The sequence below is a fragment of the Streptomyces sp. NBC_00224 genome (assembly GCF_041435195.1).
Lineage (GTDB): Bacteria > Actinomycetota > Actinomycetes > Streptomycetales > Streptomycetaceae > Streptomyces.
In genome coordinates this window covers 6,692,179-6,718,437 of record NZ_CP108106.1, presented here as the reverse complement: position 1 = coordinate 6,718,437, position 26,259 = coordinate 6,692,179, and the positions used below count along the sequence as shown (strand labels likewise).

Annotated in this window: 21 protein-coding genes; 2 read left to right on the top strand and 19 right to left on the bottom strand. The window is 72.7% G+C overall.

Annotated elements, in window-relative coordinates:
- Nucleotides 1-7 precede the first annotated feature (7 nt).
- The 3 genes from OG965_RS30035 to OG965_RS30025 all read right to left on the bottom strand — a co-directional run bounded on the left by OG965_RS30035 (nucleotide 8) and on the right by OG965_RS30025 (nucleotide 4,023).
- Entirely contained in the window at nucleotides 8-1,183 is a 1,176-nt protein-coding gene (locus OG965_RS30035) for a sensor histidine kinase (protein WP_371655166.1), read from the bottom strand.
- Nucleotides 1,180-1,695 (bottom strand): DUF1453 domain-containing protein, encoded by a 516-nt coding sequence (locus OG965_RS30030; protein WP_371655165.1) that lies wholly within the window; start codon nucleotides 1,693-1,695, stop codon nucleotides 1,180-1,182. Before OG965_RS30030 ends, OG965_RS30035 begins: the two co-directional genes overlap by 4 nt.
- A gap of 207 nt (nucleotides 1,696-1,902) precedes the next feature.
- Nucleotides 1,903-4,023 carry a type IIA DNA topoisomerase subunit B gene (locus tag OG965_RS30025; protein WP_371655164.1) on the bottom strand — a complete coding sequence of 707 codons (2,121 nt, stop codon included), beginning with the start codon at nucleotides 4,021-4,023 and terminating at the stop codon, nucleotides 1,903-1,905.
- 433 nt (nucleotides 4,024-4,456) lie between these two features.
- On the opposite strand from OG965_RS30025, the gene OG965_RS30020 reads away from it, so the two are divergent.
- The gene (locus OG965_RS30020) at nucleotides 4,457-4,687 is read left to right on the top strand and encodes a hypothetical protein (RefSeq protein ID WP_371655163.1); all 231 of its coding nucleotides are present in this window, start codon (nucleotides 4,457-4,459) and stop codon (nucleotides 4,685-4,687) included.
- 99 nt (nucleotides 4,688-4,786) lie between these two features.
- On the opposite strand, the gene OG965_RS30015 is transcribed toward OG965_RS30020, so the two are convergent.
- The 9 genes from OG965_RS30015 to OG965_RS29975 all read right to left on the bottom strand — a co-directional run bounded on the left by OG965_RS30015 (nucleotide 4,787) and on the right by OG965_RS29975 (nucleotide 17,789).
- Complete coding sequence (locus tag OG965_RS30015) at nucleotides 4,787-5,617, bottom strand: trypsin-like serine protease (RefSeq protein WP_371655162.1); 831 nt, start codon at nucleotides 5,615-5,617, stop codon at nucleotides 4,787-4,789.
- Nucleotides 5,618-5,772: 155 nt separating this feature from the next.
- On the bottom strand, nucleotides 5,773-7,317 hold the full coding sequence (locus tag OG965_RS30010) for an RNA polymerase sigma factor (RefSeq protein ID WP_371655161.1): 1,545 nt from the start codon (nucleotides 7,315-7,317) through the stop codon (nucleotides 5,773-5,775).
- 346 nt (nucleotides 7,318-7,663) lie between these two features.
- The gene (locus tag OG965_RS30005) at nucleotides 7,664-8,605 is read right to left on the bottom strand and encodes a FadR/GntR family transcriptional regulator (RefSeq protein ID WP_371655160.1); all 942 of its coding nucleotides are present in this window, start codon (nucleotides 8,603-8,605) and stop codon (nucleotides 7,664-7,666) included.
- 106 nt (nucleotides 8,606-8,711) lie between these two features.
- The gene (locus tag OG965_RS30000; protein ID WP_371655159.1) at nucleotides 8,712-10,511 is read right to left on the bottom strand and encodes an ATP-binding cassette domain-containing protein; all 1,800 of its coding nucleotides are present in this window, start codon (nucleotides 10,509-10,511) and stop codon (nucleotides 8,712-8,714) included.
- 303 nt (nucleotides 10,512-10,814) lie between these two features.
- Entirely contained in the window at nucleotides 10,815-11,585 is a 771-nt protein-coding gene (locus OG965_RS29995) for an NUDIX domain-containing protein (protein ID WP_371655158.1), read from the bottom strand.
- Between the two features lie 209 nt (nucleotides 11,586-11,794).
- Nucleotides 11,795-14,023, bottom strand: a complete 2,229-nt coding sequence (locus tag OG965_RS29990) for a glycogen debranching N-terminal domain-containing protein (RefSeq protein ID WP_371655157.1) — start codon at nucleotides 14,021-14,023, stop codon at nucleotides 11,795-11,797.
- Between the two features lie 128 nt (nucleotides 14,024-14,151).
- The gene (locus OG965_RS29985) at nucleotides 14,152-15,645 is read right to left on the bottom strand and encodes a DUF4192 domain-containing protein (RefSeq protein ID WP_371655156.1); all 1,494 of its coding nucleotides are present in this window, start codon (nucleotides 15,643-15,645) and stop codon (nucleotides 14,152-14,154) included.
- A 258-nt stretch (nucleotides 15,646-15,903) separates the two neighbouring features.
- Nucleotides 15,904-16,359, bottom strand: a complete 456-nt coding sequence (locus OG965_RS29980; protein WP_371655155.1) for a carboxymuconolactone decarboxylase family protein — start codon at nucleotides 16,357-16,359, stop codon at nucleotides 15,904-15,906.
- A gap of 227 nt (nucleotides 16,360-16,586) precedes the next feature.
- Nucleotides 16,587-17,789 (bottom strand): ScyD/ScyE family protein, encoded by a 1,203-nt coding sequence (locus tag OG965_RS29975; protein WP_371655154.1) that lies wholly within the window; start codon nucleotides 17,787-17,789, stop codon nucleotides 16,587-16,589.
- 371 nt (nucleotides 17,790-18,160) lie between these two features.
- On the opposite strand from OG965_RS29975, the gene OG965_RS29970 reads away from it, so the two are divergent.
- On the top strand, nucleotides 18,161-19,243 hold the full coding sequence (locus tag OG965_RS29970) for a methyltransferase (protein ID WP_371655153.1): 1,083 nt from the start codon (nucleotides 18,161-18,163) through the stop codon (nucleotides 19,241-19,243).
- An 86-nt stretch (nucleotides 19,244-19,329) separates the two neighbouring features.
- Here the strand turns inward: OG965_RS29970 and OG965_RS29965 are convergent, their stop codons facing one another.
- From OG965_RS29965 to OG965_RS29935, 7 genes are read right to left on the bottom strand one after another with little or no spacing between them, the layout of a single operon-like run.
- The gene (locus tag OG965_RS29965; RefSeq protein WP_371655152.1) at nucleotides 19,330-20,724 is read right to left on the bottom strand and encodes an alkaline phosphatase family protein; all 1,395 of its coding nucleotides are present in this window, start codon (nucleotides 20,722-20,724) and stop codon (nucleotides 19,330-19,332) included.
- A complete protein-coding gene (eboE, locus tag OG965_RS29960; protein ID WP_371655151.1) occupies nucleotides 20,721-21,890 on the bottom strand; it encodes a metabolite traffic protein EboE in 1,170 nt (389 codons plus the stop codon). Before eboE ends, OG965_RS29965 begins: the two co-directional genes overlap by 4 nt.
- A gap of 4 nt (nucleotides 21,891-21,894) precedes the next feature.
- Complete coding sequence (locus OG965_RS29955; protein ID WP_371655150.1) at nucleotides 21,895-22,743, bottom strand: TatD family hydrolase; 849 nt, start codon at nucleotides 22,741-22,743, stop codon at nucleotides 21,895-21,897.
- A 2-nt stretch (nucleotides 22,744-22,745) separates the two neighbouring features.
- Nucleotides 22,746-23,354 carry an EboA domain-containing protein gene (locus OG965_RS29950; protein WP_371655149.1) on the bottom strand — a complete coding sequence of 203 codons (609 nt, stop codon included), beginning with the start codon at nucleotides 23,352-23,354 and terminating at the stop codon, nucleotides 22,746-22,748.
- Nucleotides 23,355-23,356: 2 nt separating this feature from the next.
- Nucleotides 23,357-24,223: a sugar phosphate isomerase/epimerase family protein gene (locus OG965_RS29945; RefSeq protein ID WP_371655148.1), complete on the bottom strand. Its 867-nt coding sequence runs from the start codon at nucleotides 24,221-24,223 to the stop codon at nucleotides 23,357-23,359.
- The gene (locus OG965_RS29940) at nucleotides 24,220-25,101 is read right to left on the bottom strand and encodes an SCO3242 family prenyltransferase (protein WP_371657101.1); all 882 of its coding nucleotides are present in this window, start codon (nucleotides 25,099-25,101) and stop codon (nucleotides 24,220-24,222) included. The genes OG965_RS29945 and OG965_RS29940 overlap by 4 nt, the downstream gene beginning before the upstream one ends.
- A gap of 8 nt (nucleotides 25,102-25,109) precedes the next feature.
- Nucleotides 25,110-26,252 carry an inositol-3-phosphate synthase gene (locus tag OG965_RS29935; RefSeq protein WP_371657100.1) on the bottom strand — a complete coding sequence of 381 codons (1,143 nt, stop codon included), beginning with the start codon at nucleotides 26,250-26,252 and terminating at the stop codon, nucleotides 25,110-25,112.
- Nucleotides 26,253-26,259: the final 7 nt, after the last annotated feature.

Genomic DNA, 26,259 nt, shown 5'->3' with positions numbered 1-26,259 from the left:
TCCCCGGTCATGCCGGCACCCTCAGCCGCACCACGAAGCCCTCTTCCTCCGGTCCCGCCTCCAGAGTCCCGCCGAGCAGTTCGGCGCGCTCCCTCATCCCGAGCAGACCGTATCCGGAACCGCTGACTGCCAGCTCGTCGGCGACCCGGCCGCCGCCCGAGTCCCGTACCTCCAGGGCCACTTCGTCCGGCAGATACTCCAGCCGGACGGCCACGGCGGCGCCCGGCGCGTGCTTGCGCACATTCGTGAGGGCCTCCTGCGCCACGCGCCGCACCGCCTGGGACGCCTCGGCCGCCAACGGCCGCCGCTCCCCCGCCACTTCGACCCCGGCCGGACCGCCGGGCCCGCCGCCTTCGACGAGCGTGTGCAGGAAGTCCTCGACCGGCGTGATCTCGCCGCGCAGCGCGGAAAGCGCCTGCCGCGTCTCGGCCAGACCCTCCCGCGCCATCGACCGGGCGGCGACCACCCGCTCCAGAATCCGGTCCCTGAAGTCCCCGGCGGGCTCGCGCTCGATCATCAGCCGGGCCGCCTCCAGATGCACCAGCTGGGCGGAGAGGCTGTGCGCCAGCACATCGTGGATCTCGCGGGCGATCCTGGCCCGCTCGGCGAACGCCGCCGACTCGGCCTCGGCGGCCCGGGCAGCCCGCTCCTGGGCGAGCAGCCGCTGGGCGCTGCCCCGCGCCTCCGCGTCCAGCCGCAGCACATATCCGGCGAGGCCCAGCCCCGCGGTGGTGAGGGCGGTGGTCAGCCAGTTGTCGGTGTTCACCACCGCGTACGCCCCGAGGGCCACCAGGGTGCAGGGGACGGCGGCGCCCAGCGGGAGCCGTTCCAGGGCGGAGATCGCGCAGCCGCACCACACGATGATCGCGAAGATGTGCCAGTCGGTCTGCTGCGCCCCGAGCGCCGACGCCATCAGCAGCGCGAGCAGCCCCAGCGAGGGCCACAGCCGGTGGGCGAGCGTCTGCTGCCAGAACGCCCGGGCCAGCACGACCATCACCGCCACCATGGCGACGCCCACGGCCCAGGACCAGCCGTCGGGCCCCTTCTCGCTGATCGCGGTCCACAGCATCCCGCCGAGCAGCAGCCCGCGCACGCCCCACATGATGCCCAGCCGTGCGCGGCTGAGCCCCTCGCGGGAGAGCGCCTCCCGTGAGGGCCAGGTGAACCAGACGTCGGTGGTCACACGCGGTCCTTCCACAGCGGCCGGGTGGAGCCGTCGGCAGCAACACCGTACGACGCGGGCGGCGACTGGGCCCGCCACACCAGGATGCCGCTGCGGACCAGGAGCGATGCCGCCAGGCCAAGCAGCAGCGCGCCCGTGCCCATCCGTATCCCGGCCAGGGCGCCGATGCCGGCGAGCCCCGCCCGGACCGCGATGCCCACGGCCCAGACGGCCGCCGTCGCCCTGGTGCCCCTGGTCCACACCGAGCCGTCCGCCTCGGTCCACACCTTGCTGGTCCAGCCCCAGGCCGCGCCCATGAGCAGCCCGGTCGCGATCTCCGTGCCGAGCAGCAGCACCGAGGCCATGTGGTGGTCCGGGTCGACCAGGCCCTTTTCCCGTATCGCCAGGTACACCAGGACCGCAGGGACGAGCCACCAGCGCTTGGCGTCGGCCAGCTGCTGGGGCCGCACCTGGCGCGAGACGATCAGCGCGACGACGGCTACCGCCACCAGCACATTCACGAGCGCGGACATCTGGGCCTCCGGAACTACGACGGCAGGGCTTCCCTACGCCATCGAAGTTACGGAAACGACCTGGTCAGACACATCGGAGCAGGGGTTGAACGTGGGTGGAGCTCTCGGCTCCACCCACGGGTGGACACGCCACCCCCGGCGCCCGGACGGGCCCGGCCGTCGGGGCAGCCCGGACCGGCCCGGCCACCCCGCCGGCCCCCGCTGCGGCTACGCGTCGATGCGCGAGCGGTCCAGCGTCGCCGCCGAGCTGGTGATGAACTCCTTGCGGGGCGCCACCTCGTTGCCCATCAGCAGATCGAAGACCTGCTCGGAGGCCTCCAGGTCGCCGATGTTGATCCGGCGCAGGGTGCGGAACCGCGGGTCCATCGTGGTCTCCGCCAGCTGGTCGGCATCCATCTCGCCGAGGCCCTTGTAACGCTGGATGGAGTCCTTGTACCGGACGCCCTTGCGCTGGAACTCCAGCAGGGTCTGGCGCAGCTCGTTGTCCGAGTACGTGTACACGTACTTGTCCTGGCCCTTCTTGGGCTGGACCAGCTCGATCCGGTGCAGCGGCGGGACGGCGGCGAAGACCCGGCCCGCCTCGACCATCGGGCGCATATAGCGCTGGAAGAGGGTCAGCAGCAGGATGCGGATGTGGGCGCCGTCGACATCGGCGTCGACGAGCAGCACGATCTTGCCGTACCGCGCCGCGTCGATGTCGAAGGTCCGGCCCGAGCCCGCCCCTATGACCTGGATGATCGCGCCGCACTCGGCGTTCTTGAGCATGTCCGAGACGGACGCCTTCTGAACGTTGAGGATCTTGCCGCGGATCGGGAGCAGCGCCTGGAACTCCGAGTTCCGGGCGAGCTTGGCGGTGCCGAGCGCGGAGTCGCCCTCGACGATGAAGAGCTCGCTGCGCTCCACGTCGTCGCTGCGGCAGTCGGCCAGCTTGGCCGGCAGCGAGGAGGACTCCAGGGCGGTCTTCCGCCGCTGCGCCTCCTTGTGCTGACGGGCGGCGATCCGGGTCCTGGCCGCGGCCACGATCTTGTCGAGCACCGACCGGGCCTGCGCCTTGGCGTCGCGCTTGGTGGAGGTCAGGAACGCCTTCAGCTCCTTGGCGACCACATTGGCGACGATCCGGTTGGCCGCCGAGGTGCCGAGCACCTCCTTGGTCTGGCCCTCGAACTGCGGCTCGGCGAGACGGACGGTGACCACCGCCGTCATGCCCTCCATGGCGTCGTCCTTGACGACGTCGTCCTCGGCGACGCGCAGCAGCTTCGCCGAGCGCAGCACCTCGTTGACGGTCTTGGTGACCGAGCGCTCGAAGCCGCTGACGTGGGTGCCGCCCTTGGGGGTGGCGATGATGTTCACGAACGACTTCAGGTTGGTGTCGTACCCGGTGCCCCAGCGCAGCGCGATGTCCACGACGAGCTCGCGGGTGACCTCGGTGGGGGTCATGTGGCCGCGCTCGTCCAGGACCGGGACGGTCTCCTTGAAGGTGCCCTGGCCGGTGAGCCGCAGCACGTCGCAGACGCCCTTGTCCTGGGCCAGGTAGTCGCAGAACTCGCTGATCCCGCCGTCGAAGCGGAACGTCTCTTCCGTCTTCCCCTCGCCGTCGAGGCCGCGCTCGTCCCGGACGACGATGGTCAGGCCGGGGACCAGGAAGGCCGTCTGACGCGCGCGCTGGTGGAGCGTCTCCAGGGAGAGCTTCGCGTCCTTGAGGAAGATCTGGCGGTCCGCCCAGTAGCGGATGCGCGTGCCGGTGCGGTTCTTGGGCACCCGCTTGCCCTTGAGCAGCCCGCTCGACGGGTCGAAGGGCGCGTCGGGACCCTGCTCGGTGAACATGCCGGGCGTGCCGCGCCGGAAGCTGATCGAGTGCGTCGCGCTGCTGCGGTCGACCTCGACGTCGAGGCGGGCCGACAGCGCGTTCACCACGGACGCGCCCACGCCGTGCAGACCGCCGGAGGCGGCGTAGGAACCGCCGCCGAACTTGCCGCCGGCGTGCAGCTTGGTCATGACGACCTCGACGCCCGACAGGCCGGTCTTGGGCTCGACGTCGACCGGGATGCCCCGGCCGTTGTCCCGCACCTCGACCGAGCCGTCGTCGTGCAGGATCACCTCGATGAAGTCGCAGTACCCGCCCAGGGCCTCGTCGACGGAGTTGTCGATGATCTCCCAGAGGCAGTGCATCAGGCCGCGGCTGTCGGTCGAGCCGATGTACATGCCGGGGCGCTTGCGGACCGCTTCGAGGCCTTCAAGGACGAGCAGGTGCCGCGCGGTGTAGTTGGAGCCGTCCCGGTCGGCGCCGGACAGCAGCGCAGTGGACGGAACGGACGTCTCGGCGGTCACGCAGTTCGCTCCTCGCTGAATTTCAATTCGCCCCCGATGGGTAGGGGGTCGGCGTCGGTCGCCGGTCAGAGGGTACCGAGGCCTGGTAGAGCCGTTGTCACGCCACCCTCGGCAATACTCATGCTAGTCCAGCCTCGTATGCATGTTCGATCCCTCGTTGGGGTGATGCGGATATCACGTTCCCATCCAGGCATGAACCATTTAGGCTCCGGGCACGTCCTCATGAACGACCGGCAACCCCGCCGGGAGGACCAAACCAAGACAAGCAACGCGAAACCGTAAAGCAACGCAATACGGCTCATTCGCCGCCAACCGGCAGCAGCCAGCCACCTTGACCAAGAAGTTTCAAGGAGAAGGCACGAGCGGGAACGTTTTCGGCCTGGTTGGATGTTGACCCTGGTACGACAGCTCGTCGAGCTAGAGAAGAGGCGACGTGACTACTGTTCTGACCCCCGCGAGCCCCCTGACGGCCGCTGACCGTTGCGACCGCTGCGGCGCACAGGCCTACCTGCGTGTCCTTCTGACCAGCGGCGGCGAACTGCTCTTCTGTGCTCACCACGGACGCAAGTTCGAGCCGGAACTGAAGAAGATCGCCGCTGAGATACAGGACGAGACGGACCGCCTCACCGCGGTGCCCGAATCCGCAGGCGAAGAGGATCACTGACACCTCGCACTGACGACGAGCCAGGGCCGGTCCAGGACCGGCGACGGGCGGCCGCCCCCGCACCCGGGGGCGGCCGCCCGTTCTCATGCCCACGCCCCGCTACAGGGGCGCCGCGTTCCGTGACGGGCTGACGAACGCGGAGATCCGGGTGTACACCCCCGGGCTCTTGGCCTGCCCGCAGCCGCTGCCCCAGGACACCAGGCCGATCAGGCGCCCACCGGCGACCAGCGGCCCCCCGCTGTCGCCCTGGCAGGCGTCGTGGCCGCCCCTGGGAGCGCCTGCGCAGAGCATGGTGGCGCTCAGGTACTCCCCCTCCGTGTTCCCCGGGTAGGCGCGCTCACAGGCCCCGTCCGCCAGCACCTGGACCCGGGACGACTGCAGCACCGAGGCGTAGCTGCCCTGCCCGGAGGTGTCGCCCCAGCCGTAGACGGTCGCGGCGGTGCCCGGTGCGTACGCGGCGTCGCGCGGCCCGGCGAGCCCGATGACGTACGACTCGGGCAGCGCGCTCGCCAGGGTGAGCACCGCGATGTCACCGGCGTTGCTGACCGGGTTGTAGTCGGGGTTGACCCAGGTGTCCCGTACGACGACCTCCTGGCCCTTGCTGCTGCTCAGCTGGGAGCGCCCCGCGATCACCTTCAGGTCCCGCACCCCGTTGGCGCCGAGCACCTCTTTGCTGAGGCAGTGCGCGGCGGTGACCACCTTGGTGGGCGCGACCACCACTCCCCCGCAGAACTGGCCCGCGCGCGTACCCCCGAACCGGGTACGGCTGGAGAGCGCCACGGCGTACGGGTTGTCCTCGACGGAGGCGGGCGTGCCCCCGATGACCACACTGTCGGCGGCGGCCGGTACGGGCACGGCCAGCGGTACGGCGGTCGCGGCCGCCGTGAGGGCCAGCGCCCCGCGCAGCGCTCGGACGGTGGGGCGTCGCATACGGTCTCCTGACTTCGGGTGACACAGGCACACCCCAGAGTCAACGAGCTATTGACGGCCCGCACCCGCTCAGACACGCACGAGGGCCCGGCTCCCTTGCGGAAACCGGGCCCTGCGTCACGTACGACTACGTACTACGTACGTAAGGACGCGACCTAGTCGAGGTAGTCGCGCAGCACCTGCGAACGCGACGGGTGGCGGAGCTTCGACATGGTCTTCGACTCGATCTGACGGATGCGCTCACGCGTCACTCCGTAGACCTTGCCGATCTCGTCCAGGGTCTTCGGCTGGCCGTCGGTGAGGCCGAAGCGCATGGAGACCACGCCCGCCTCGCGCTCCGACAGGGTGTCGAGGACCGAGTGCAGCTGCTCCTGGAGGAGCGTGAAGCTGACCGCGTCGGCCGGGACGACCGCCTCGGAGTCCTCGATGAGGTCACCGAACTCGCTGTCGCCGTCCTCACCCAGGGGGGTGTGGAGGGAGATCGGCTCACGGCCGTACTTCTGGACCTCGATGACCTTCTCCGGGGTCATGTCGAGTTCCTTGGCCAGCTCCTCCGGGGTGGGCTCGCGGCCCAGGTCCTGGAGCATCTGGCGCTGCACACGCGCGAGCTTGTTGATGACCTCGACCATGTGCACCGGGATACGGATGGTGCGGGCCTGGTCGGCCATGGCGCGGGTGATCGCCTGACGGATCCACCAGGTGGCGTACGTGGAGAACTTGTAGCCCTTGGTGTAGTCGAACTTCTCGACCGCGCGGATCAGACCGAGGTTGCCCTCCTGGATCAGGTCCAGGAAGAGCATGCCGCGGCCCGTGTAGCGCTTGGCCAGCGAGACCACGAGGCGGAGGTTGGCCTCCAGCAGGTGGTTCTTGGCGCGGCGGCCGTCCTCGGCGATGATCTCCAGCTCGCGCTTGAGCTTGGGGGCGAGCTTGTCGGCGGCCGAGAGCTTGTCCTCGGCGAACAGGCCGGCCTCGATGCGCTTGGCGAGCTCGACCTCCTGCTCGGCGTTGAGGAGCGGGACCTTGCCGATCTGCTTCAGGTAGTCCTTGACCGGGTCGGCGGTGGCACCGGCGACGGCGACCTGCTGCGCGGGAGCGTCGTCCTCGTCGTCGTCGGAGAGGACGAAGCCCTTGTTCTCGCCCTCGGCCTCCTCTTCCTCGCCCTTGCCGGGCGCGACGTCCTCAAGGAGCTCTTCGCCCTCGGCGGCCTCGTCGTCGCCCTTCTTGCCGGCGGTCTTCTTCGCGGCCGTCTTCTTGGCCACGGCCTTCTTGGCGACGGTCTTCTTCGCGGCCGTCTTCTTGGCCACGGCCTTCTTGGGCGCCTCGGCGTCGTCCGCCGACACGTCCACTGTCTCGCCCGCCGGGGCCGCACTGGCCGCGACGGTCTTGGTCACGGTCGTCTTGGCCGCGACGGTCTTGGTGGCGGTGCGCTTCGCCGGGCTCTTCGCTGCGACGCTCTTCCGGGTGCGCTTGGGAGATTCCGCGGCACTGACCATCAGCGTCACACCCTCTTCCTCGAGGATCTGGTTGAGGCTGCGCAGAACATTCTTCCACTGGGTTGGCGGAATCTGGTCGGCTTCGAAGGCCCGACGCACGTCATCGCCGGCGATCTGCCCATCAGCCTTTCCCCGCTCGATGAGCGCCATCACAGACTCTGACTCGGCGATCTCCGGCGGGAGCGTACGGGATGTGCTGGCCGACACGAACAACCTCTCGGAACGATGGAAACGGCTTCCGGCCCCGCCCATGATCGGGCCGGAGCCGACGACCGTCGGCTGGGGATTGTGCCGACGGCGCGGGCTGAACCTCGGAGGTGCACAGCGCCGCGAGCGGCAGCTGTATTCCTTCCTCGGCTGTTACCTCTTAGGTCATCGCACGGTTTCGAGGAGTGTTACGCCCAATCCACGTGGCCCGAGTCACACCCCATTTACGACAAAAAGCCTACAAGGGTCATAGTGCCCATAATCGCGTCGCCGGACCCCCCGAGGTCCGGCGACGCATGCTCCCTCCGGGCGGGGCGGCCAGCCCGCGCCCGGCCGCGCTCCGCCGTCAGTGCTCGCGCGGCGCGGGGACGACGCGCTCGACCTCGGGGTGGACGGTGAGCAGCTGCCGCATGGCCGTCTCGGCCGCCGTCCCGTCGGCGTTCGCCAGGGCGTCCACGATCCGGGCGTGATGGGTGAGCGCGGCTTCGGAGGGGCGGTCACAGCCGGTGATCGGTCCGCCGGAGACCTGGAGGGCGGAGCCGACGATGCCGGAGAGGTGTTCCAGCATGCGGTTGCCCGCGGCCTGGATCAGCAGGGAGTGGAACTCCGCGTCGGCCCGCGAGCAGGTGATCACGTCACCCTGCGCGAGCGAGTGACCCATGATCTCGACCATGTCGCCGAGGCGCTGCTGGAGGTCCTCGCGGCCGTGTCCGGCCGCGAGCCGGGCGGCCAGCGGCTCGATCGTCCAGCGCAGCTCGCTGAGCTCGCGCCGCTGGTCGTCGCGCTGCGGGCCGAAGGCCCGCCACTCGATGATGTCGGGGTCCAGCAGGTTCCAGTCGCTGACCGGGCGGACCCGGGTGCCGACGTTGGGGCGGGCACTGACCAGGCCCTTGGCCTCCAGTACGCGAAGCGACTCGCGGACGACGGTCCGGGAGACCTCGAAGCGCTGGCCGATCTCCTCGGGGACCAGCGGGCGGTCGGCGCCGAGATCGCCGGAGACGATCATCTGGCCGAGCTGCTGGACGAGTTGGCCGTGCAGTCCTCTCCCGCGGCTGCCCGCCGCGCGGCGGCTCACCCGGCCGAGGTCTGCCTCGGCTCCGTCCCACGCCGGGAGGGAGACGCGGTCGGCGCCACGCGCCTCCGCGTAGGGGTAGCGGTCGAGTTCGCCCGGTCCTGCGAGGCCGGTGTCGGCGGCGCGGGCGGTGGTCATCATGGTGTGCGCAAGGGTACTCACGCATCCTTTGTCGGCGGGACTTCCACGGCCCTTGAGGTCTTTGGTGAAAAGCACACGAAAGGGTGATCGCCGCACCCCTCGCAATTGACGCTTTATCGGAAAGAAGCGGGCATTCCCTAGGGAGTTGTGCCTCTCCGTATACGCCGAGGTCAGGGTGGGGTCACCAACGGGCCCTTCCGCGAAGGCCGGTGACCACGTAGGCGCAGAGCAGCACGGAGAGCGACAGCGCGAGGGCCGCGCCCTGCGGCCGGGCGAGCAGGTGCAGCGCCGCGTCGAGCCCGTTGTCCAGCATGCGCGGCCAGCGCAGCCAGGCCACGTCCCGCAGCCTGGCCGGAAGTCCGGCGACCGAACGCGCCTGCGGAGCGGACAACGCTTTCTGTACGAGGGGTACGACGGCGACCGGCACCGCCAGGACGGCGGCGAGCCCGGCCGTGGTGGCCCGGAAGATGCCGGCCGCGAGCAGCCCGGCCCAGGCGCAGCCGACGGTCAGCCCCGCCCAACTCGCCGCCAGCGAGGGCCAGTCCGGCGGGATCCGCACCAACTCGCCGCCGTACACCAGACGCAGGGCCTGCGCGTCCAGGGCGACGGTGAGCACGGCCAGCAGGAGGGCGGCCCCGGCCGACACGGCGAGCTTGGCGAGCAGCAGCCCGAGCCTGCGCGGGACGGTGCCGCGGTCGGCGGCGAGCGCGGGGTAGCGGTACTCCTCGCCGAAGGCGAGCGCGCCCAGGACCCCGGCGCCGAACGCGGCGGGCGGCAGCGGCAGCAGCCCCGGCCAGGCGGCCGCCAGGTGCGGCAGCGGTGTGTGCCCGGTGCGCCCGAGCACCACGGCGAGCGCGACCGACCCGGCGAGCACGGCGCCGGCGAGCAGGTACGTGGTGCGCACACCGAGCAGGCGGCGGAGCTCGTAGCGGAGGGGGCGGAGTGGTGTGCGGGGTCGGGCGGGGGTGATCGGGGGGCGCGGGTGGGGGGCGGGGGCGCCGGTGTGCGGCGGGAGCGGTTCCGTCGGAGCGGCGGGGTCCGGGGTGGTGGCCGCCGGAGTGGGGTGGGGACCGGACGCCGGGGCCGGGCGGGGGCCCGGCGCCGTCGGGCCGGTGTCGCCGAACTCTTCCGTGAGGCGGTGGACGAGGACGCCGTGGCGGAAGGCCGTTTCGCCGACCTCGGCGCAGGTCGTGCCATAGACGGAGAGGTGGCTGCCGTCCTCGGCGACCACCTCGACCGAGCGGCGTGCGGCGCGGGCCTCGCGGCTGACCAGGGCGCCGAGGCGGGCGGCGTGCGGGGTGGCGACTGCCACCCGGGGGCGCAGCCGGGTGCGGGCGAACTCGGTCGCGTCCTGGTCCGCGACGAGGCGGCCCCCGTCGATGGTGACCACCCGGTCGGCCACCCGGGCCGCCTCCTTGGGGTCGGCGAAGGTGCACAGCACGGTGCCGCCGTGCTGTGCGTGGCCGCGCAACAGTCCGTACATCCAGCTGTTCTCGCGCGGTGAGAGGCCCTCGGCGGGCTCGTCGAGGACCAGCGTGTGCGGGTCGCCGAGGAGGGCCGCGGCGAGCCCGAGTCTGCGGTCCATGCCGAGCGAGAGGGTGCCGAGCCGCTGGTCCCCGAGGCCGTCGAGGCCGACGACGTGGAGCATCTCCTCGGCGCGGACGGCCGGGACCCCGGCGACCGCGCACATGAGGCGGAGCTGGCCCCGGACCGTACGGGCGGGGTGGCCCGGCACGTCGCCGAGCAGGGTGCCGACCTCGCGGGCCGGGTGGGCCACCTTGTGGAGGGGGCGGCCCCGGAAGTAGGTGACGCCCCGGCCCGGTTCGAGCTCCAGCATCAGGCGCAGGGCCGTGGTCTTGCCGGAGCCGGGGACGCCGAGCAGGGCGGTGATCCGGCCCGGCCGGGCCTCGAAGGTCAGGTCGTCCACCTCGGGCGGACGGTCGCGGCGGGGTGTGCTGGTGAGTCCAATGGCCTGGAGCATCGTTTCTCTCCCGGGAGTGGGACCACTCGACGGCACGGCGGGAGGACGGGTACGGCGGGTATGACAGGTACGACGAGTACCGGAGTAACATAACGCGACATTTCGCGCTTTTTGTGCAAGCAGGGCGCGCGCGTGCCCTGCGGTGGGCACGCGTCCGCCCCGAGCCAAGCGCTCCGCCGGAGGTGTGCGGCCTTCAGCCGCGGACCGTGCGCGGCCGGTCGCGCCCACCCGGCGGAGCCGCACAATGACGCAGCCCCGCGCCTCTTTGGGTCGCGGGGCTGTGGCGTGGGCGGCCGGGGCGGGTCAGACCTCCGGGCGGAGCATCGGGGGGTTCAGCAGTGTCGCGCCGCCCGCGCGGAAGAGTTGCGCGGGGCGGCCGCCCTGGCGGGTCGTGGTGCCGCCCGACGGGACAAGGAAGCCCGGGGTGCCGGTCACCTTGCGGTGGAAGTTGCGAGGGTCCAGCGCGACCCCCCACACCGCCTCGTACACCCGCCGCAGCTCCCCGACGGTGAACTCGGCCGGGCAGAACGCCGTGGCCAGCGACGAGTACTCGATCTTGGAGCGGGCCCGCTCCACGCCGTCCGCGAGGATCTGGGCGTGGTCGAAGGCGAGCGGGGCGGGCTGCTCGCCGTCGCGGCCGAAGCCGCCGTCCTGGCTCAGCAGGTCCTCGACCGGCGCCCAGCGCGCACTGTGCGCGTCGCCGCCCGCGCGCGGGGCGGGCAGATCGGGGGCGAGCGCCAGATGCGCCACGCTGACGACCCGCATGCGGGGGTCGCGCCGGGGGTCGCCGTAGGTGGCGAGCTGCTCCAGATGGGCACCGTTGCCCGGGGCCGGGGCGGTGGCCGCCGGGTCCTGGGCGCAGAGTCCGGTCTCCTCGGTCAGTTCGCGGGCGGCCGCGGCCGACAGGTCCTCGTCGCCCCGGACGAAGCCGCCCGGCAGTGCCCACCGCCCCTGGAACGGCGGCTCCCCACGACGGACGACCAGCGCGCACAGGGCGTGGCGACGCACGGTGAGCACGACCAGGTCGACGGTCACGGCGAAGGGCGGGAAGGCCGACGGGTCGTAGGGAGACATGAAGCGATCATAGTCGTCTCCCTGACGATAAACACGCCCCCGGGCACGGCCGGTCGCACCATCTTCACCAGCCGCCCCACGGGTTCCTCCCGAGGCGCCCCGCGCACGGCTTCTCACCACATTTGGCTCGATGCCCTCGGTGCCCACCGCTGCCGCGGCGGCCACCGGCGTCGCCTCTTCCTCCGTACCGGATTCACTCAGCACTCCGTTCAGCCTCCCAACTGGAGCCGGCCGGCGGCCTGCTCGACCATGCCGACGCCGAGCCTGCTGACCCGCACGGCGAACGGCTCCCCCGCGACACTCAGCCCCGACAGCCGCACCGCGCCGAGCGGCGCCGACCGTACGGGGCACAGGGCGACCGTGCCCGCCGGGGCGTCCGGGCGGATCCCGGCGAGTGTGGTGAGCAACTGGAGCGCCGAGGCCGCGGCGACGGCGGCCGGGCGGCACGCGGCCGGGTGCGGCAGCGGGGCGCTGTCCGCGGTGCGCTGCTCTCCCGCGTACATCTCGGGCAGCCGGTAGCCGAACGCCTCGGCCGCGTCCAGGAGTCCGCGCAGCAGTGCGCTCGCCTCCTTCTCGTACCCGGCGGCCGCGAGGCCCGCGACGGCGACGGCCGTGTCGTACACCCGCACCGCGCCCGCGCGGTGGCCGAACGGGTTGTAGCCCGGCTCCTTGGCACCGAGGCCGCGCAGGCCCCAGCCCGAGTCCATGGCCGGGCCGCCCAGGAGCCGGGCCAGCTGTTCCGTCTGCACCTTGTCGAGCAGCCCGGGGGCGAGCCGTCCGGCGCCGAGCAGCCCGGTGTCCAGGAGGTGGGCGGCGCCCGCGCCGAGCGACGGCAGGTGGCGGTCGTCCGCGGTACGGGCGGCGGCGGGGCGCCCGCCCGCGAGGTCCTCGATCCAGAACTCCTCCCGGAACCGCTCGCGCAGCCCCGCCGCCCAGGCCGCGCACTCCTCGGCTCCCGGCCTGCCGCACTCCCGCAGCAGCTCCGCGCCCAGGACGGCGGCGCGGTGGGCGTGGGCCTGGGTCTCGGCCCGAGCCAGGCCCGCCGCCGGGCCCGGCTCGCCGAGATAGCCGTCGTCACCGGCGCACGCGCGCAGCCAGCGCAGACACCGCTCCGCCGTCGGCAGCAGCTCGGCCACTTCGGACTCGGCCAGCCCCCAGCGGCGGGCCTCGGCGAGCACCACCGGGAACGCGAGCGTGGCCTCCACTCCGGTGCAGCTCGGCGGCAGATGGGGTCCCGCGTCCCGCAGCGGCCCGGGGATGCGGCCGAACTCCCTTTCCCCTCCTGCCAGTTGGGTACGCGATACGGCGCGCAGGGTCGCGGCCGCCAGCCGGGTGGAGAGCGGCAGGGCCATCCGCGCGGCCCACAGCGCCTCGGCCGGGGCCGGGCCGGTGCGCCAGGGGACGCCCGCCGCCGCGTACACATCCGCCGGGTGGGCCGGGTCCCGTACGAGCAGGGCCCGCAGGTCGTCGAGGCTGCTCTGGAGCAGCGGTCCGACCCGAGGGTCGTCGCCCTCCGCCTCGGCCTGTGGCAGCGGGTGGCTCGCGGCCTGGCCGGGTGGCCGGGTGGGGCGGTCGGTGCGGATCCGCAGCTCGATCGTGTACGAACCGCCCGGGGGCAGCTCCACGTCCCAGCGCAGCACGCCCGCCGAGGCGAGGGCGTCGGCCGGGGGCGGGTGCGCGCTCACCACCGCGTGCGCGCCGGGGGCCGTCCAGCGCATGCCCGAGGCGTGGACGCTGCCCGGCAGTTCGGGTCCGGCCCGGCCCGCCGCGACCGTGCCCAGGTCGGCGAGGTCGGTCCCGAGGGCGATCTCCACGGGTAGCCGCAGGGGGCGGGGCGAGGAGCTGCGCAGGGTGATCCGCTCGCTGCCTTCGGCCTGGCGCAGCCGCTCGATCGTGATCTCGGGGTCGGGGCCGCTGTCGGCCGGGGTGCGCACCACCGCGAAGAAGCGGGCGCGGTCGGCCGATATCGGTCTGCCCTGGAGGGCGATCGGTTCCCGCCCGGCCACCTTCAGCTGGCAGCGCGCGAGCAGCCGTCGACCGTGGCGGTAGAAGCCCTCCAGGCCGTGGCCGGTGAGCTGGCCGTGCTCCGCCGAGACGACGAGGCCGGGCAGGGCGACGGAGATCAGGGCCGCGTGCAGTGGGGGGAGCTCGCCGAATCCGGGCCCGGGTCCGGAGTTTCCGGCCGGGCCGGACGCCCGGGGTGCCGGTGCCGGGCGCCGCCCCGGCCCCGCGCCTGGTCGAGGCCCGGACCCGGGCGTGGATGCTCGTCCCGCTCCCGGGGAGGCCGGACCGCCTCCGGCGGGGGGCCGAGGCGAGACATTGCCCCGGGGCGGGACGTCGGCCCGGGGAGAGACGTCGTCCCAGGGCGGGACTTCGGCCCGGGAAAGAGCATCGGCCCGGGACGGGGGATCTGCCCGGGGAGGAACGTTGAACGGCATAGCTTGCCTTCCGAGCACTCCGGCCGCATTCGCGGGTCGGGCGGACCGCCCTCGCGCGGCGCCCCCCTCGTGAACGCGGCGGGCGGCGCACGGGTCACGGAGCGACACGGCGTGGCGTGGACCCGGCGTCATCGGCCGGTCCCGTCCCGCTGCCCCGCCCGACTGGTCCGCCGGGCCCCACGCCGGGCGGACCCGGCCGTCGCGGAGCCACCCTCGACGCCCTCGGGACGGACGGAGGCGGATGCCGCGTCCCTGCGGTTCGCCGGGGAGGTGGCGGCCGCGCTGTCGTTCCGGTTCGCCGGAGCCTTGCGGCGGGACTTGGGCCGCCGAGCGGGCCCGGCCACGTCGGACACCGGCGCCTCCATAGCCACCCCATGCCCGGCGGCGGCAGGCTCGGGCACGGCAGGCTCGGGCACGGGGACGCCGAGTCCCGGGGCCCCGGCCGCGCCCGGAGCCGTAGCCCCCACGCCCTCCTCCCGCTCCCGCCTCTCCTCCCGCAGGCACCTGCGCAGCGCCTCCGGGTCCAGGCCCTGATTGCAGGCCTGGTGGAGGAGTTGGGCGAACTGGTAGTCGGGGTCCACGCGCAGGGCCAGGCCCAGGGCGACCCTGGCGGCGGGCTCGTCGCCCGTGGACCAGGCCACCCAGCCCGCCAGCGTGAGCGGGGCCGCCGCGTGCTCTTCGTAGCGGCCCACGCAGCGGCGGGCCAGGGCGCGCCACAGACGCTGGGCCGGGGCCGCGTCCGGGCCCTCCATCCACTCGGCCGCGCGGTCCCGGGTGGTGCGGTCCTGGAGGCCGAGGACCAGGGCCGCCGCCTCGTCGTGGGCGATCAGGCCGTCGTCCAGGGCGTCCGCGTCCGTACGGCCCGTGGCCGGGGGCGCGCCGGAGAGGCGGCGCATCAGCCGGCCCGCCAGGTCCAGGGTCTCCCGCCCGACCCGCAGCCGCTCCTCCTCGTCCAGGATGCGCGGCACGAGCGCCTCCTCCGCCGCCGCGAGCACGCGTTCCTGGTCGGCCGCCGCCGGGCGCCGCCAGGGGGTGAGCCGCGCCTCCATCTCCCGCAGGGAGCCCCGGACTTGGAGCCCGGCGAAGGTCGCGGCCGCCGCCAGCACCGACGTACCGGGCATGGCCAGCACGTTCCCCTCCGGCGGGCAGCAGCGCGCGTCCGGGCAGCAGTACGACCAGTACCTTCCGTCCGAGATGCACAGCGCCTCCAGGACCGGAACGTCCAGGGCCCCGCAGGCCGTCCGCAGGAGTTGGGCCAACGGCCGCAGCCTTTCCATGACTTGACCGGCCGTCACCTCACCTGCCGGGTCCGGGTCCTGGCAGAGGAACACGATGATCGCGTCCGGGCGCGGCCCCCGCCGCTCGCTCCCCGTCACCAGGCACTCGGCCAGTTGCTCGGCGACGTGCGGCCACTCCCCCGGCGCACGTGGGATGCCGAGCCGGAGCCGCCCGCCGAAGCGGCCCCGACGACCATGGAGGGCGACCATCACGACGGAGTCCGTTGGATGGAAGCCCATCAAATACGGCAGCGCATCGGCCAGTTCGGCCGGGTTGCGCAGGGTGAGCTGCGGGTCGTCGTCGGGCAGACCGTGGGAACCGTGCGATTCGTGGTGCTTGTTCATGCCTCGACGGTCCCGCGCCCGGCCACCCCTCACCACCCCTGTGGATAACGTTGTCCACAGGCGAGAACGAGCCATCGCGATGATCTGCATACTGATCCAGGTACCAACCTGCGTACCGACCCACGTACTGATCTGCGTAGGCGGACCGATCCGTGCGCTGAGGGGCGGTGTGGCCGTCGCGTGTCGTCGCGCGACCGCCACACCGCCCACTCGGTCCGGGTCCGGCCCGGCCGTACCGAACACCTCGCTAGGCCGTGCCTACCACTTCTGGCCGGCCTGCTGCTTCGTCGTGGCGTTGAGGCGGTTGAACAGGTTGCTGACGGCGATGTGCAGCACGAGCGCCGCGAGCTCCTGCTCGTTGAAGTGCTGGGCGGCCTCGTTCCACACCGCGTCCGGGACCGGGTCCTCGCGGTCGCTCAGCCGCGTCACGTGCTCGGTGAGCGACAGCGCCGCGCGCTCGGAGTCGGTGTAGAAGGGGGTCTCCCGCCACGCGCCGACGGAGAAGATCTTCTCGTCGCTCTCGCCCGCCTTGCGCGCCTGGCCGGACGCCGACTCCACACAGGGGCTGCAGCCGTTGATCTGGCTCGCACGCAGGTGGCTCAGCGCGAGCAGACCCGCCGGGACGCCGCCCGCGTAGGTGGCCTTGTACAGGCTCTGGATGGCCTGCATCGCGTCGGGGAGGACCATCGCCGGGTTCTGCATCCGTGCTTCCATGACTGCTCTCCTTCAGAGATCTACAGCGTTCGTTCAGCGGTGACGCTGGCTTGATCCCATCGGCCGGGATCCACGTCACTGGTCTGACGGGTCCCGGCTCAGGAGTGTGACCGAAGGCGAGGAAGATTTTTCCGCGCGTACGACGAAGCGGCCCCGCCGGGCGTCAGGTTCCCGGCGGGGCCGCACGTCACGCGCTGATCAGTCGGTCAGGAAGACGTCCATCAGGACTACTGCGTGACCTTGATCAGCTGACCCTCGGTGCCGACCGAGTTGTTGGTCACGTAGATCTCGTTGTTCGGGCCGACGGCCAGGCCGGTGGACATCGCCAGCTTGCCGTCGGTCGGGATCTCGGTGACCGCCTTGGTCTTGACGTCGATCCGGCTCAGCTTGCCCGGCAGCGGCGGGCCCTGCTGCTGGAAGCCACCGGTCAGCGTCAGCGCGATCAGGTTGCCGTTCTTGTCGGCGGCCAGGTCGGTCACCGCGGTCAGACCGCTGGCGAAGACCTCCGCACGGTGGCCCGGCACGATCCGCCAGATGCGCGAGGCACCCGGACGCAGACCGCCCATGTCGGCGATGTAGAACGCGCCGTCCGCGCCCTTGACGATGCCGCTGGGCACCGCCTGGACCTTGACCGTGCCGTCGGCCGCGACCGACTTGGTCTGCGGGACGAGGGACTCCAGCGCCTTCTTCTGCTTGGCCGACGGGGCCGCGGCGCCGCCCGGGGCGGGGAGCTCGTTGTCCGGGAAGATCGCCTCGGTGGTGGTGCGGCCGCCGAAGCCGACGCCGACCAGGTCGTTGGCGCCGGCGTCCGTGACCAGGAAGCCGCGGCCGTTGCGGGCGAAGCGCCAGGGGTTGCTGTGGATGGACGCTTCCTCCGGGTTGGCCGGGTGGCCCAGGACCCAGTCCGGGTCGAGCAGCGTCTCGTGCTTGACCGGGTCGCCGACGACCCAGCCGCTCGACGTCTGGAGCGTGCCGAGCTTGGCCGCGTCCGCACCGAGCTTGGCGCGGTCGTCCGTGCTGCCGCCGAAGCCGTTGAGGACGAGGTAACCCGACCCGTTGGCCTCCACGTCGTTGGGGCCGGCGGCCGAGATCGGCTCGTACGGGTTGGTCGGGGCCACGGCGGAGGACGCCAGGCCGGTGACGACGCGGCCCTGCTCGGTGCCCTTGACGCGGTAGACGGAACCGGTCAGTCCGACGCACTTGGTGCCCGGCGCGCAGCCCGGCTTGCCCACGCCCGACTCGGCGACCAGGATCGTCCCGTCCGCCTGGACGGAGAGGCCGCGGGGGTTGTTGAGCTTGCTCGCAATGACCTCAATGTTGGCAGTGGCACCCGCGGTGGTACCGGCAGCGGCCTTCGCCTCCTTCGGCGAGGCCTGTGCCGGGCCGGGGATCAGCGTGACGGCCATGGTGCCCACCGCCGCCGCTGCCACGAAGGCCCCACTCCAAGACCTGCGTATTCTCGACATGTCTCTCCCTCATCATGGCGTGCCCCCGTCATTGGGAGCCGACTCAACCGGCGCCACGATAGACGCTTCTACCTCAACCGTCCTGTATTCGCAGGTAAGTTGTAAGCCCTGTCCGACTGCGCCCTATCCGCAGTTGCACACTTGATTCGCGCTCGGAATTCACTGGCGCCTAACTCGCGCCGGATTTCGGCCAACTCGGGGCGAGTTCTCGCGCGTTGAGTGGTTGTTCGCCGCCGTGTGCGGCTCTAGAGTCTGCCGGGCGACGCCCATAGTTTCCGGTATCCCGGTAATTGAGACTCTTGATACCGCTGCGCAACCGCCCACGGAGGATACGCATGCCCCCAATTCCGCCCGCCCGAGTCGTCCGCATCGTCGAAGGGGTGCGCGCGCGGGTGCAGCGCCTCGCCCAGCTGATGGTGCCCGCGCCGATCGCCGTCCTCGAACTGGCCCAGGGCGCCTGGGTGTCCCAGGCGATCTACGTGGCGGCCGAGCTGAAGATCGCCGACCAGCTCGCCGACGGCCCGCTGTCCTCGGAGGAGATCGCCCGGCGGATCGAGGCCGACCCGGACGCGGTCCACCGGCTGCTGCGCGCCCTCGCCAGCTACCGGATATTCAGCGAGCAGAGCGACGGCCGGTTCAAGCTGACGCCGATGGCCGACGCGCTGCGCACCGGCACGCCGATGTCGATGCGCGACATGGCTCTGTTGACAGGTCACCCCGCGAGCTGGGAGGACTGGGGTGCGCTCATCCACACCGTGCGCACCGGTCAGCCCAGCCTTGAGAAGAACCGCGGCATGCACGCGTACGAGTACCTGGGCCAGAACCCGGAATTCGGGGAGATCTTCCTCAACGGCATGGGCACGCTCTCGAATATGGAGACCGAGCCCATTCTCGCCGCGTACGACTTCTCCAAGTACAAGACGCTCGTCGACGTCTTCGGCGGCCGCGGCGGACTGCTGTCGGCGATCCTGAAGAAGACGCCCCAGTCGAAGGGCATCCTCTTCGATTCCCGGGCGGACGAGCTGGGCGCCGACGCGTTTCTCACCGAAGAGGGCGTGGTCGACCGGGTCGAGATCGACAAGGGCGATCTCTTCGGTCCGCTGCCGGCCGGTGCGGACGCCTATCTGCTGAAGCACATTCTGCATGAATGGCCGGAGCCGAAGGCGCTGGAGATCCTCAAGAACGCCCGTGAGGCAATCAGCCCCGACGGCCGGCTGCTCGTCATGGAATTCGTGCCTCCGGAGGGCAACGCGGCGCACCCCGCCAAGCTCGTCGACCTGTGGCTGATGATCCTGGTCGGCGGCAAGGAGCGCACCGAGCGCCAGTACTCGGAGATCCTGCGCGCCACCGGTTTCCAGCTGGACAAGATCGTGCAGACCGCCGCGGGCGTCTCGATCGTCGAGGCGCGCCCGGTCTGATCCGGCCGCACCTCACCTATACGAAGAAGCTCCTGGCGGATCGTTCCGCCAGGAGCTTCTTCGTGTCATCTCAGTGCGACGGGGAACTACTCCAGCCCCGCCAGCCTCAGCAGCAGGCCCTTCACCTCGGTGGCCTCCACCGCGTCGCCCACCGCGTCCGGAGCCGAGCACAGCAGCAGCGGCCCGTCCTGCGGGTCGTCGGGCAGCCGTCCGTGGCTGCCCCGCACCGGCGAGGGATCCAGCGGCACGACCGCCATCCGGTAGCGCATCCCCAGCTTCTTGCGCGCCAGCGCCTTCGCGGCCTTGACCTTCACATACGGGTCGAGCGGATCCATGAACAGCTCGACCGGGTCGTACCCGGGCTTGCGGTGGATCTCGACGAGCTGGGCGAAGTCCGGGGCGCGGTCGTCGTCGAGCCAGTAGTAGTACGTGAACCAGGCGTCCGGCTCCGCGATCGCGACCAGTTCGCCCGACCGCGGGTGATCGAGGCCGAAGCTCTTCTTGCCCTCGTCGTCGAGGAGTTGGTCGATGCCCGCCACGTCCGCGAGGGCCTCGCGGGTGGCGTCCAGGTCCTCGGGCCTGCGGACGTAGATGTGCGCGAGCTGGTGGTCGGCCACCGCGAAGGCGCGGGACGCCATCGGGTCCAGATACTCCATGCCGTCCTGGGTGTGCACTTCGAGCAGCCCGGCGCGGCGCAGGGCGCGGTTGATGTCCACCGGCTTGCTGACGCGCGTGATGCCGTACTCCGACAGGGCCACGACCGTGCGGCCCGCCGCCTCCGCGTCGTCGAGCAGCGGCGCCATGGCGGCGTCGAGGTCGGCGGCCGCGCGGTAGGAGCGCGGGTCGTCGGGGCCGTACCGCTGAAGGTCGTAGTCCAGGTGCGGCAGATAGCACAGCGCCAGGTCGGGGTTGCGGGTCGCCAGGATGTGGCGGGTGGCGTCGACGATCCACTGGGAGGAGACGATGTTCGCGCCGGGTCCCCAGAAGTTGAAGAGGGGGAACGTGCCGAACTTGTCGTGGAGTTCGTCGTGGAGCGCCGGGGGCCGGGTGTAGCAGTCGGGCTCCTTGCGGCCGTCGGCGTAGTAGACGGGACGCGGGGTGACCGTGATGTCGGTGTCCGCGCCCATCGCGTACCACCAGCAGATGTTCGCGACCGTGTAGCCCGGGTGGGCGCGGCGGGCCGCGTCCCACAGTTTGTCGCCCTCGACCAGGCCGTTGTGCTGACGCCACAGGAGGACGTCGCCCAGGTCGCGGAAGTACCAGCCGTTGCCGACGATGCCGTGCTCGGCGGGGAGCGTACCGGTCAGGAAGGTGGACTGGGCGGCGCAGGTCACGGCCGGGAGCACCGTGCCGAGCCGCGCCTTGGAGCCGGAGCAGCTGAGCGCCTTGAGCCGGGGCATGTGCTCAAGCAGCTTGGGGGTGAGGCCGACGACGTCCAGGACGAGGAGCGGGTTGGGTGCGCCGGCGGTGGCGTCGGTCATGGCAGTTCCTTGAGGCCGAGGTCGGTCAACAGGTCCCGGGCGAGGGTGAGTTCGGCGGCGATGCCGTCGGCGAGCTGGTCCCGGTCGCGCGGGCGCAGCTCGGCGGGCAGGGCCTGCCAGGTGTACGTCTCGACCTCCAGGTGGCGGGTGCGCGCGACCGGGCCGCCGACCAGGCCCGCCAGGGCCTCGCGCAGCACGGGCAGCGTGGAGGTGAGCGGCGCCGCGGGCCGCGCGTGCAGCGGTACGTGGAAGTGGGCGCGCCAGGGCGCGGTGTCCGGCAGGGCCTGCCCGGCCAGGGCCTCGTCGAGGTCGTCGGTGCCCAGGAGCCCGGCGCCGTGCCTGGTGCGGGTCTGGTGCAGGAAGCGCGGCTCGGCGAACTCGGCGAGCGCGGCGCGGACTTCGGGCCTGCCCGGCTCCTCGGCGTGCAGCGCGGCCGACAGCTGGACCTTGGGGATCGCGATCCCGGCGGCGTGCAGCGCGTCGAGCGCCTGCGACGGGTCCTCGAAGGAGGTGGCCAGATGGCAGGTGTCGACGCAGATGCCGATGCGCGGCGAGCCGATCGCGGCGAGCGGGGCGATGGCGTCGGCGGTGGTCTCGACCGTGCAGCCGGGCTCCGGCTCCAGGCCGATCCGGATGGACTTCCCGGTCTCCTCCTCCAGGGCGTCGAGGCGCGCCGCCAGTGTGGTGAGGGCGGTGTGCGCGGTCTCGGCCGCGGCGGCGTCGAAGCCGGTGCGCCAGGCGAGCGGGAGGGTGGAGATGGTGCCCTCGGTGACGTCGTCGGGGAGCAGCGCGGCGAGCAGCCGGGCCAGGTCCGCGGTGTGCTCCAGGCGTTCCGGATCGGTCCAGTCCGGCTTGTAGACGCGGTACTTGACCTCCTCGGCGCCGAATCCGTCGTAGGGGAAGCCGTTGAGGGTGACGACCTCCAGGCCGCGTCCGTCGAGTTCCGCGCGCAGCCCGCGCAGCGCGGCCGCGTCCGCGCTCAGCTCCTCGGCCGCGCCCCGGGCCAGCCACAGGCCGATGCCGAGCCGGTCGGTGCCAAGCCGCCGGCGGACCGGCTCGCAGTGGTCGCGCAGCTGGGCGAGGACGCCGTCGAGGGTCTCGGCGGGGTGGACGTTGGTGCAGTACGCGAGGTGGACCGTGGAGCCGTCGGGGTGGCGCAGTCGCATGGGCTCACTCGCCGCCGCGAAGGATGGAGTTGCCCTCGTGCAGGGCGTCCGGGGCGGTCAGGTCCAGGTCCAGACGTCCGCTCAGCGCGTAGAACGCGACCGGGTTGCGCCACAGCACCAGGTCCACCGCGTCCTCGTCGAACCCGGCCTTCAGCATCGCGTCGGCCACCTTGCGGGTCTTCAGCGGATCGCTCTTTCCCCAGTCCGCGGCCGAGTTGACCAGCACCTTCTCCGGCCCGTACTCGTCGAGGATCGCGACCATCCGGTCCTCGTCCATCTTGGTGTCCGGGTAGACCGAGAAGCCGAGCCAGGCGCCGCTGTCCTTGGCCTCCTTGACGGTCGTCTCGTTGAGGTGGTCGAGCAGCACCCGCTCGGGGGCGAGCGCCGAATCGCGTACGACGTCGATCGTGCGGCGCAGACCGGTGAGCTTGTCGCGGTGCGGGGTGTGCACCATGGCGGGCAGGCCGTGCTCGGCGGCGAGCTGGAGCTGGACGGCGAGCGCGTGGTCCTCGGCGGGCGTCATCGAGTCGTAGCCGATCTCGCCGACCGCCACCACGCCGTCCTTGACCAGATAGCGCGGCAGCTCGTCGAGGACGGGCGTACAGCGCGGGTCGTTCGCCTCCTTGGGGTTGAGGGCGATCGTGCAGTGGTGGGCTATGCCGTACTGGGCGGCCCGGAACGGCTCCCAGCCGAGCAGCGCGTCGAAGTAGTCGAAGAAACTCTCGGGCGAGGTACGGGGCTGGCCCAGCCAGAACGCGGGCTCGACGACCGCGCGCACGCCCGCCGCGTACATGGCCTCGTAGTCGTCGGTGGTGCGGGACGTCATATGGATGTGCGGGTCGAAGATACGCATGGTCAGGACTCCTCGGCCCCGGTGAGGGCCAGTACGCGGTGCAGGTCGTCGGGGACGGGGCGGGCGGCGGCGGTACGTTCCTTCGCGTAGTCGCCGAGCATCCGGGCGAGTTCCGTGTCGCCGTGGGCGCGCTCCCGCAAGGAGGCGACGGCGTCCACGGACACGCCGGTGAACAGGCACTTCAGTACGGCGTGCCGCCAGGCGTGCGGGTCCAGGTGGGCCGCGGCGTAGGGGCCGACGGCCGCCGCCACCAGACGGGTGTCGTTGGCGCGCAGCGCGTCCTCGACGAGCGGCACCCCGGCCGCCGGGCCGAGGCCGAGGTCCGGGAGCGCCAGCAGGACGGCGCGGCGCTCGGCGGCGCTGCCCTGCTGGTAGATCCGGGTCGCGGTGGGCGCGTCCACGCGGGCGGTGTGCAGCAGCAGGACGCGGGCTTCATCGACGGCGTCGGCGCCGAGGTGGCGGCCGGCCGAGGCGAACCGCAGCTCCCAGGGGGCGGTGCCGTACCCGGCGGCCGGGCGGGCGGCGGTGTGCGCCGCCTCGGCGAGCGCCTCGTCGAGCCAGGCACGGGCGGCGCCGCCCAAGCGGGCGTCGAGTTCCGCACGAGGTATCACGGCTAGGCTCCCTTCAGGGGCGAGGCGGCACTCGCGATCAGCGGGCGCAGGAACTCCATGGACCTGCGGGCCTGTTCGGGGCCCGCGTGGGAGTGGCGGGGCAGCTCGACGACGGTCAGACCGCCGTAGCCGGTGGCGGCGAGCGCCTCCAGGACGGGCGGGAAGTCGATCTCGCCGTCCCCGAACGGCAGGTGTTCGTGCACCCCGCGCCGCATGTCCTCGATCTGGACGTGCCGCAGCCAGGGTGCGGCGGCGCGCACGCACTCCGCGGGCGAGGCCGGCTCCAGGCACTGGCAGTGCCCGAGGTCGAGCGTGAGCCCGAGCGGTTCCGGGTCGCCCAGCCGCTCGCGCAGCCGGTGGAAGTCGGCGAGGGTGGCGAGGAGGTGGCCGGGCTCGGGCTCGATCGCGAGCGGAACGCCCGCGTCCGAGGCCGCGTCGAGCACCGGGCCGAGGGCCTCCCCGAGCAGCTTCCAGGCGGTGTCGTCGTCGGTGCCGCCGGGCGTGATGCCGCTGAAGCAGTGCACGGCGTGCGCGCCGAGGTCGGCGGCGACGCGGACGGCCGTGACGAGCAGTGCGGTGCGGCGGGCGCGGGCGTCCGGGTCCGGGTCGAGGAGGGACGGGCCGTGCTTGCGCCGCGGGTCGAGTACGTACCGGGCGCCTGTCTCCACGGTCACGCCCAGGCCGAGCTCGCCGAGCCGTCGGGCCACCCGGCGGGTGCGGGCGGGGAGTTCGGGGGCGAGCGGGTCGAGGTGCATGTGGTCGAGGGTCAGCCCCACGCCCTCGTACCCGAGGTCCGCGAGGAGCCCGAGGGCGTCGTCGAGGCGGAGGTCGGTGAGGCCGTTGGTGCCGTAGCCGAGGCGGAGGCTCATGTGGGGCTGACCTTTCGTGCGAGCTTGCGGGCTACGGGGATGAGGCCGGTCAGGGCGGCGGCGGTACGGACGGATCCGGCCCGGGCCGCGAGGGCCGCCTGGAGCGGGATCATCGCCTTGATGCCGCCGCCCACGGCCCGCTGGGTGAGCGGAGGGGACGGGTTGAGGACGGCGTGGAAGAGGGGCTTGGCGGCGGTGGCCACGAAGGTCGCGGCGAACGCGGTCCTGGCGATGTCACGGGGCTCGGACGGAAGCCGGAACGCCTGCGTGGCGCCCGGCCGCCGCGCCGTCAGCGCGCCCAGGGTCACCGCACCCGCCAGCGCCGCCAGCGGCGCCCGCACCGAACCCCCCTGCGTCTCGTGCCGGGAGACCGTGGTCACCGCGTAGGTGTGCGCGCCCAGGGCCGTGGCCGGGAGCAGGGGGCGCCTGGTCACCGTGCCGGTCGTGGCCGTCGCGCCCAGGAGCAGGTCCAGGGAGCGGGCCGCGGCCATCGCGGCCGGGCCCGCCGGCGTGTGCTTCAGACGCAGGTCGTACGCCCACACCGTGCCCGCGAGCGCCGTCGCGACCAGCCCGGCCGGGCGGCCCGCGCGGTAGGCGAGCGCCAGGCCCGCGCCGGTGAGTCCGGCCGCCGCCGCCAGGGCCGCGGCCGGCTTGACGCGGCCGGACGGGATCGGGCGGTGGGGGCGGTCGACGGCGTCCTCCTCGCGGTCCGCCCAGTCGTTCAGGGCCATCCCCGCCTCGTACAGGCAGAGGGAGGAGGCCACGGCGAGCGCGGTGCGCCGGTTGGGGCGCAGCCCGGCGGACGCCGCCCCCGCGAGGGCGTCGCCGGGAACGGTGAACAGGGCGGAGACGCGCAGGAGTTCGGCCCAGTCGCGCAGGACCGGCTTCACCGGGCCTCCCGCAGCCGCTCGGCGAACGACAGCAGGGCCGCGTACTGCTCGGCCAGCGCCGAGGAGCCGCCGTCCGGGTCCTTGAAGTAGAAGCCCAGCTCGGGGCGCGGGCCGGTCAGTCCGGCCTGGTGGGCGCGGGCGGCGAGGCGGGCCAGGTCGAGGACGAGCGGCGCGGCGAGCGCCGAGTCGCAGCCCTGCCAGATCGTCTGGAGCACCATCCGCGAGCCGAGGAAGCCCTCGAAGACGATGTGGTCCCAGGCGGTCTTCCAGTCGCCGAGCGCCGGAACGTCGTCGATGTGCACCTGGCCCTCGGGCAGCATGCCGAGGTTGTCCTCCAGGACGCGGTTCTTGCCCGCGTTCTTCGCGGCGGCGGCCGCCGGGTCGGCGAGCGAGGCCCCGTCCCCGCCGCCGAGCAGGTTGCTGCCGGACCACGCCCGTACGGCCAGGGCGCGCTGGTGGAACATCGGTGCGAGCACCGCGCGGAGGAGGGTCTGGCCGGTCTTGCCGTCGCGGCCCGCGTACGGCACGCCGGCCGCGTCGGCCGCCGCCCGGAGGTCCGGGTGGCCCAGGCCGGTCGACGGGGTGAAGTTGACGTACGCGCACCCGGCGCGCAGCGCGGCCGCCGCGTACAGCGAGGAGGCGGGCAGCCGGGTGTCGCCCCCGGCGGGCGCGGGCTCGGTCGAGGAGACGTTGACGACGACGGTGCGGGCCACGCCGGTGCGGTCGGCGAAGGCGGTGATGTCGGCCGCGAACGCGGCGATCAGCTCCTCGTCGTCGCGGGTGTCGCCGGGCAGCGGGCCGCCCATGCGTATCTCCTCGTCGGCGGCGGCGAGTTCGGCGCGCACGGCGGCGGGCAGCCCGTGCGGGAGCACTCCCCCGGCGGCCAGTTCCTCGGCCCGCTTGGGCAGCGGGCTGCTGGCCACGTCGTGGCCGCCGAAGACGAACGACGACAGCTCGGGAAGTCCGGTCCCGGCGAAGTCGGGGGTCTCGGTGACCATGCCGGTGGCGGGCTGGAGCCCGGCGGCCACGGCGGCGCAGCCGGCGACCGCCGTGGTGGCGACGGAGCCGCGGGCTCCGATGAACCAGACCCCCGTCCGGGGGCCGTTCTCGCGGGTATCTGCGTAGGGGGACACGGACAGCCTCCTG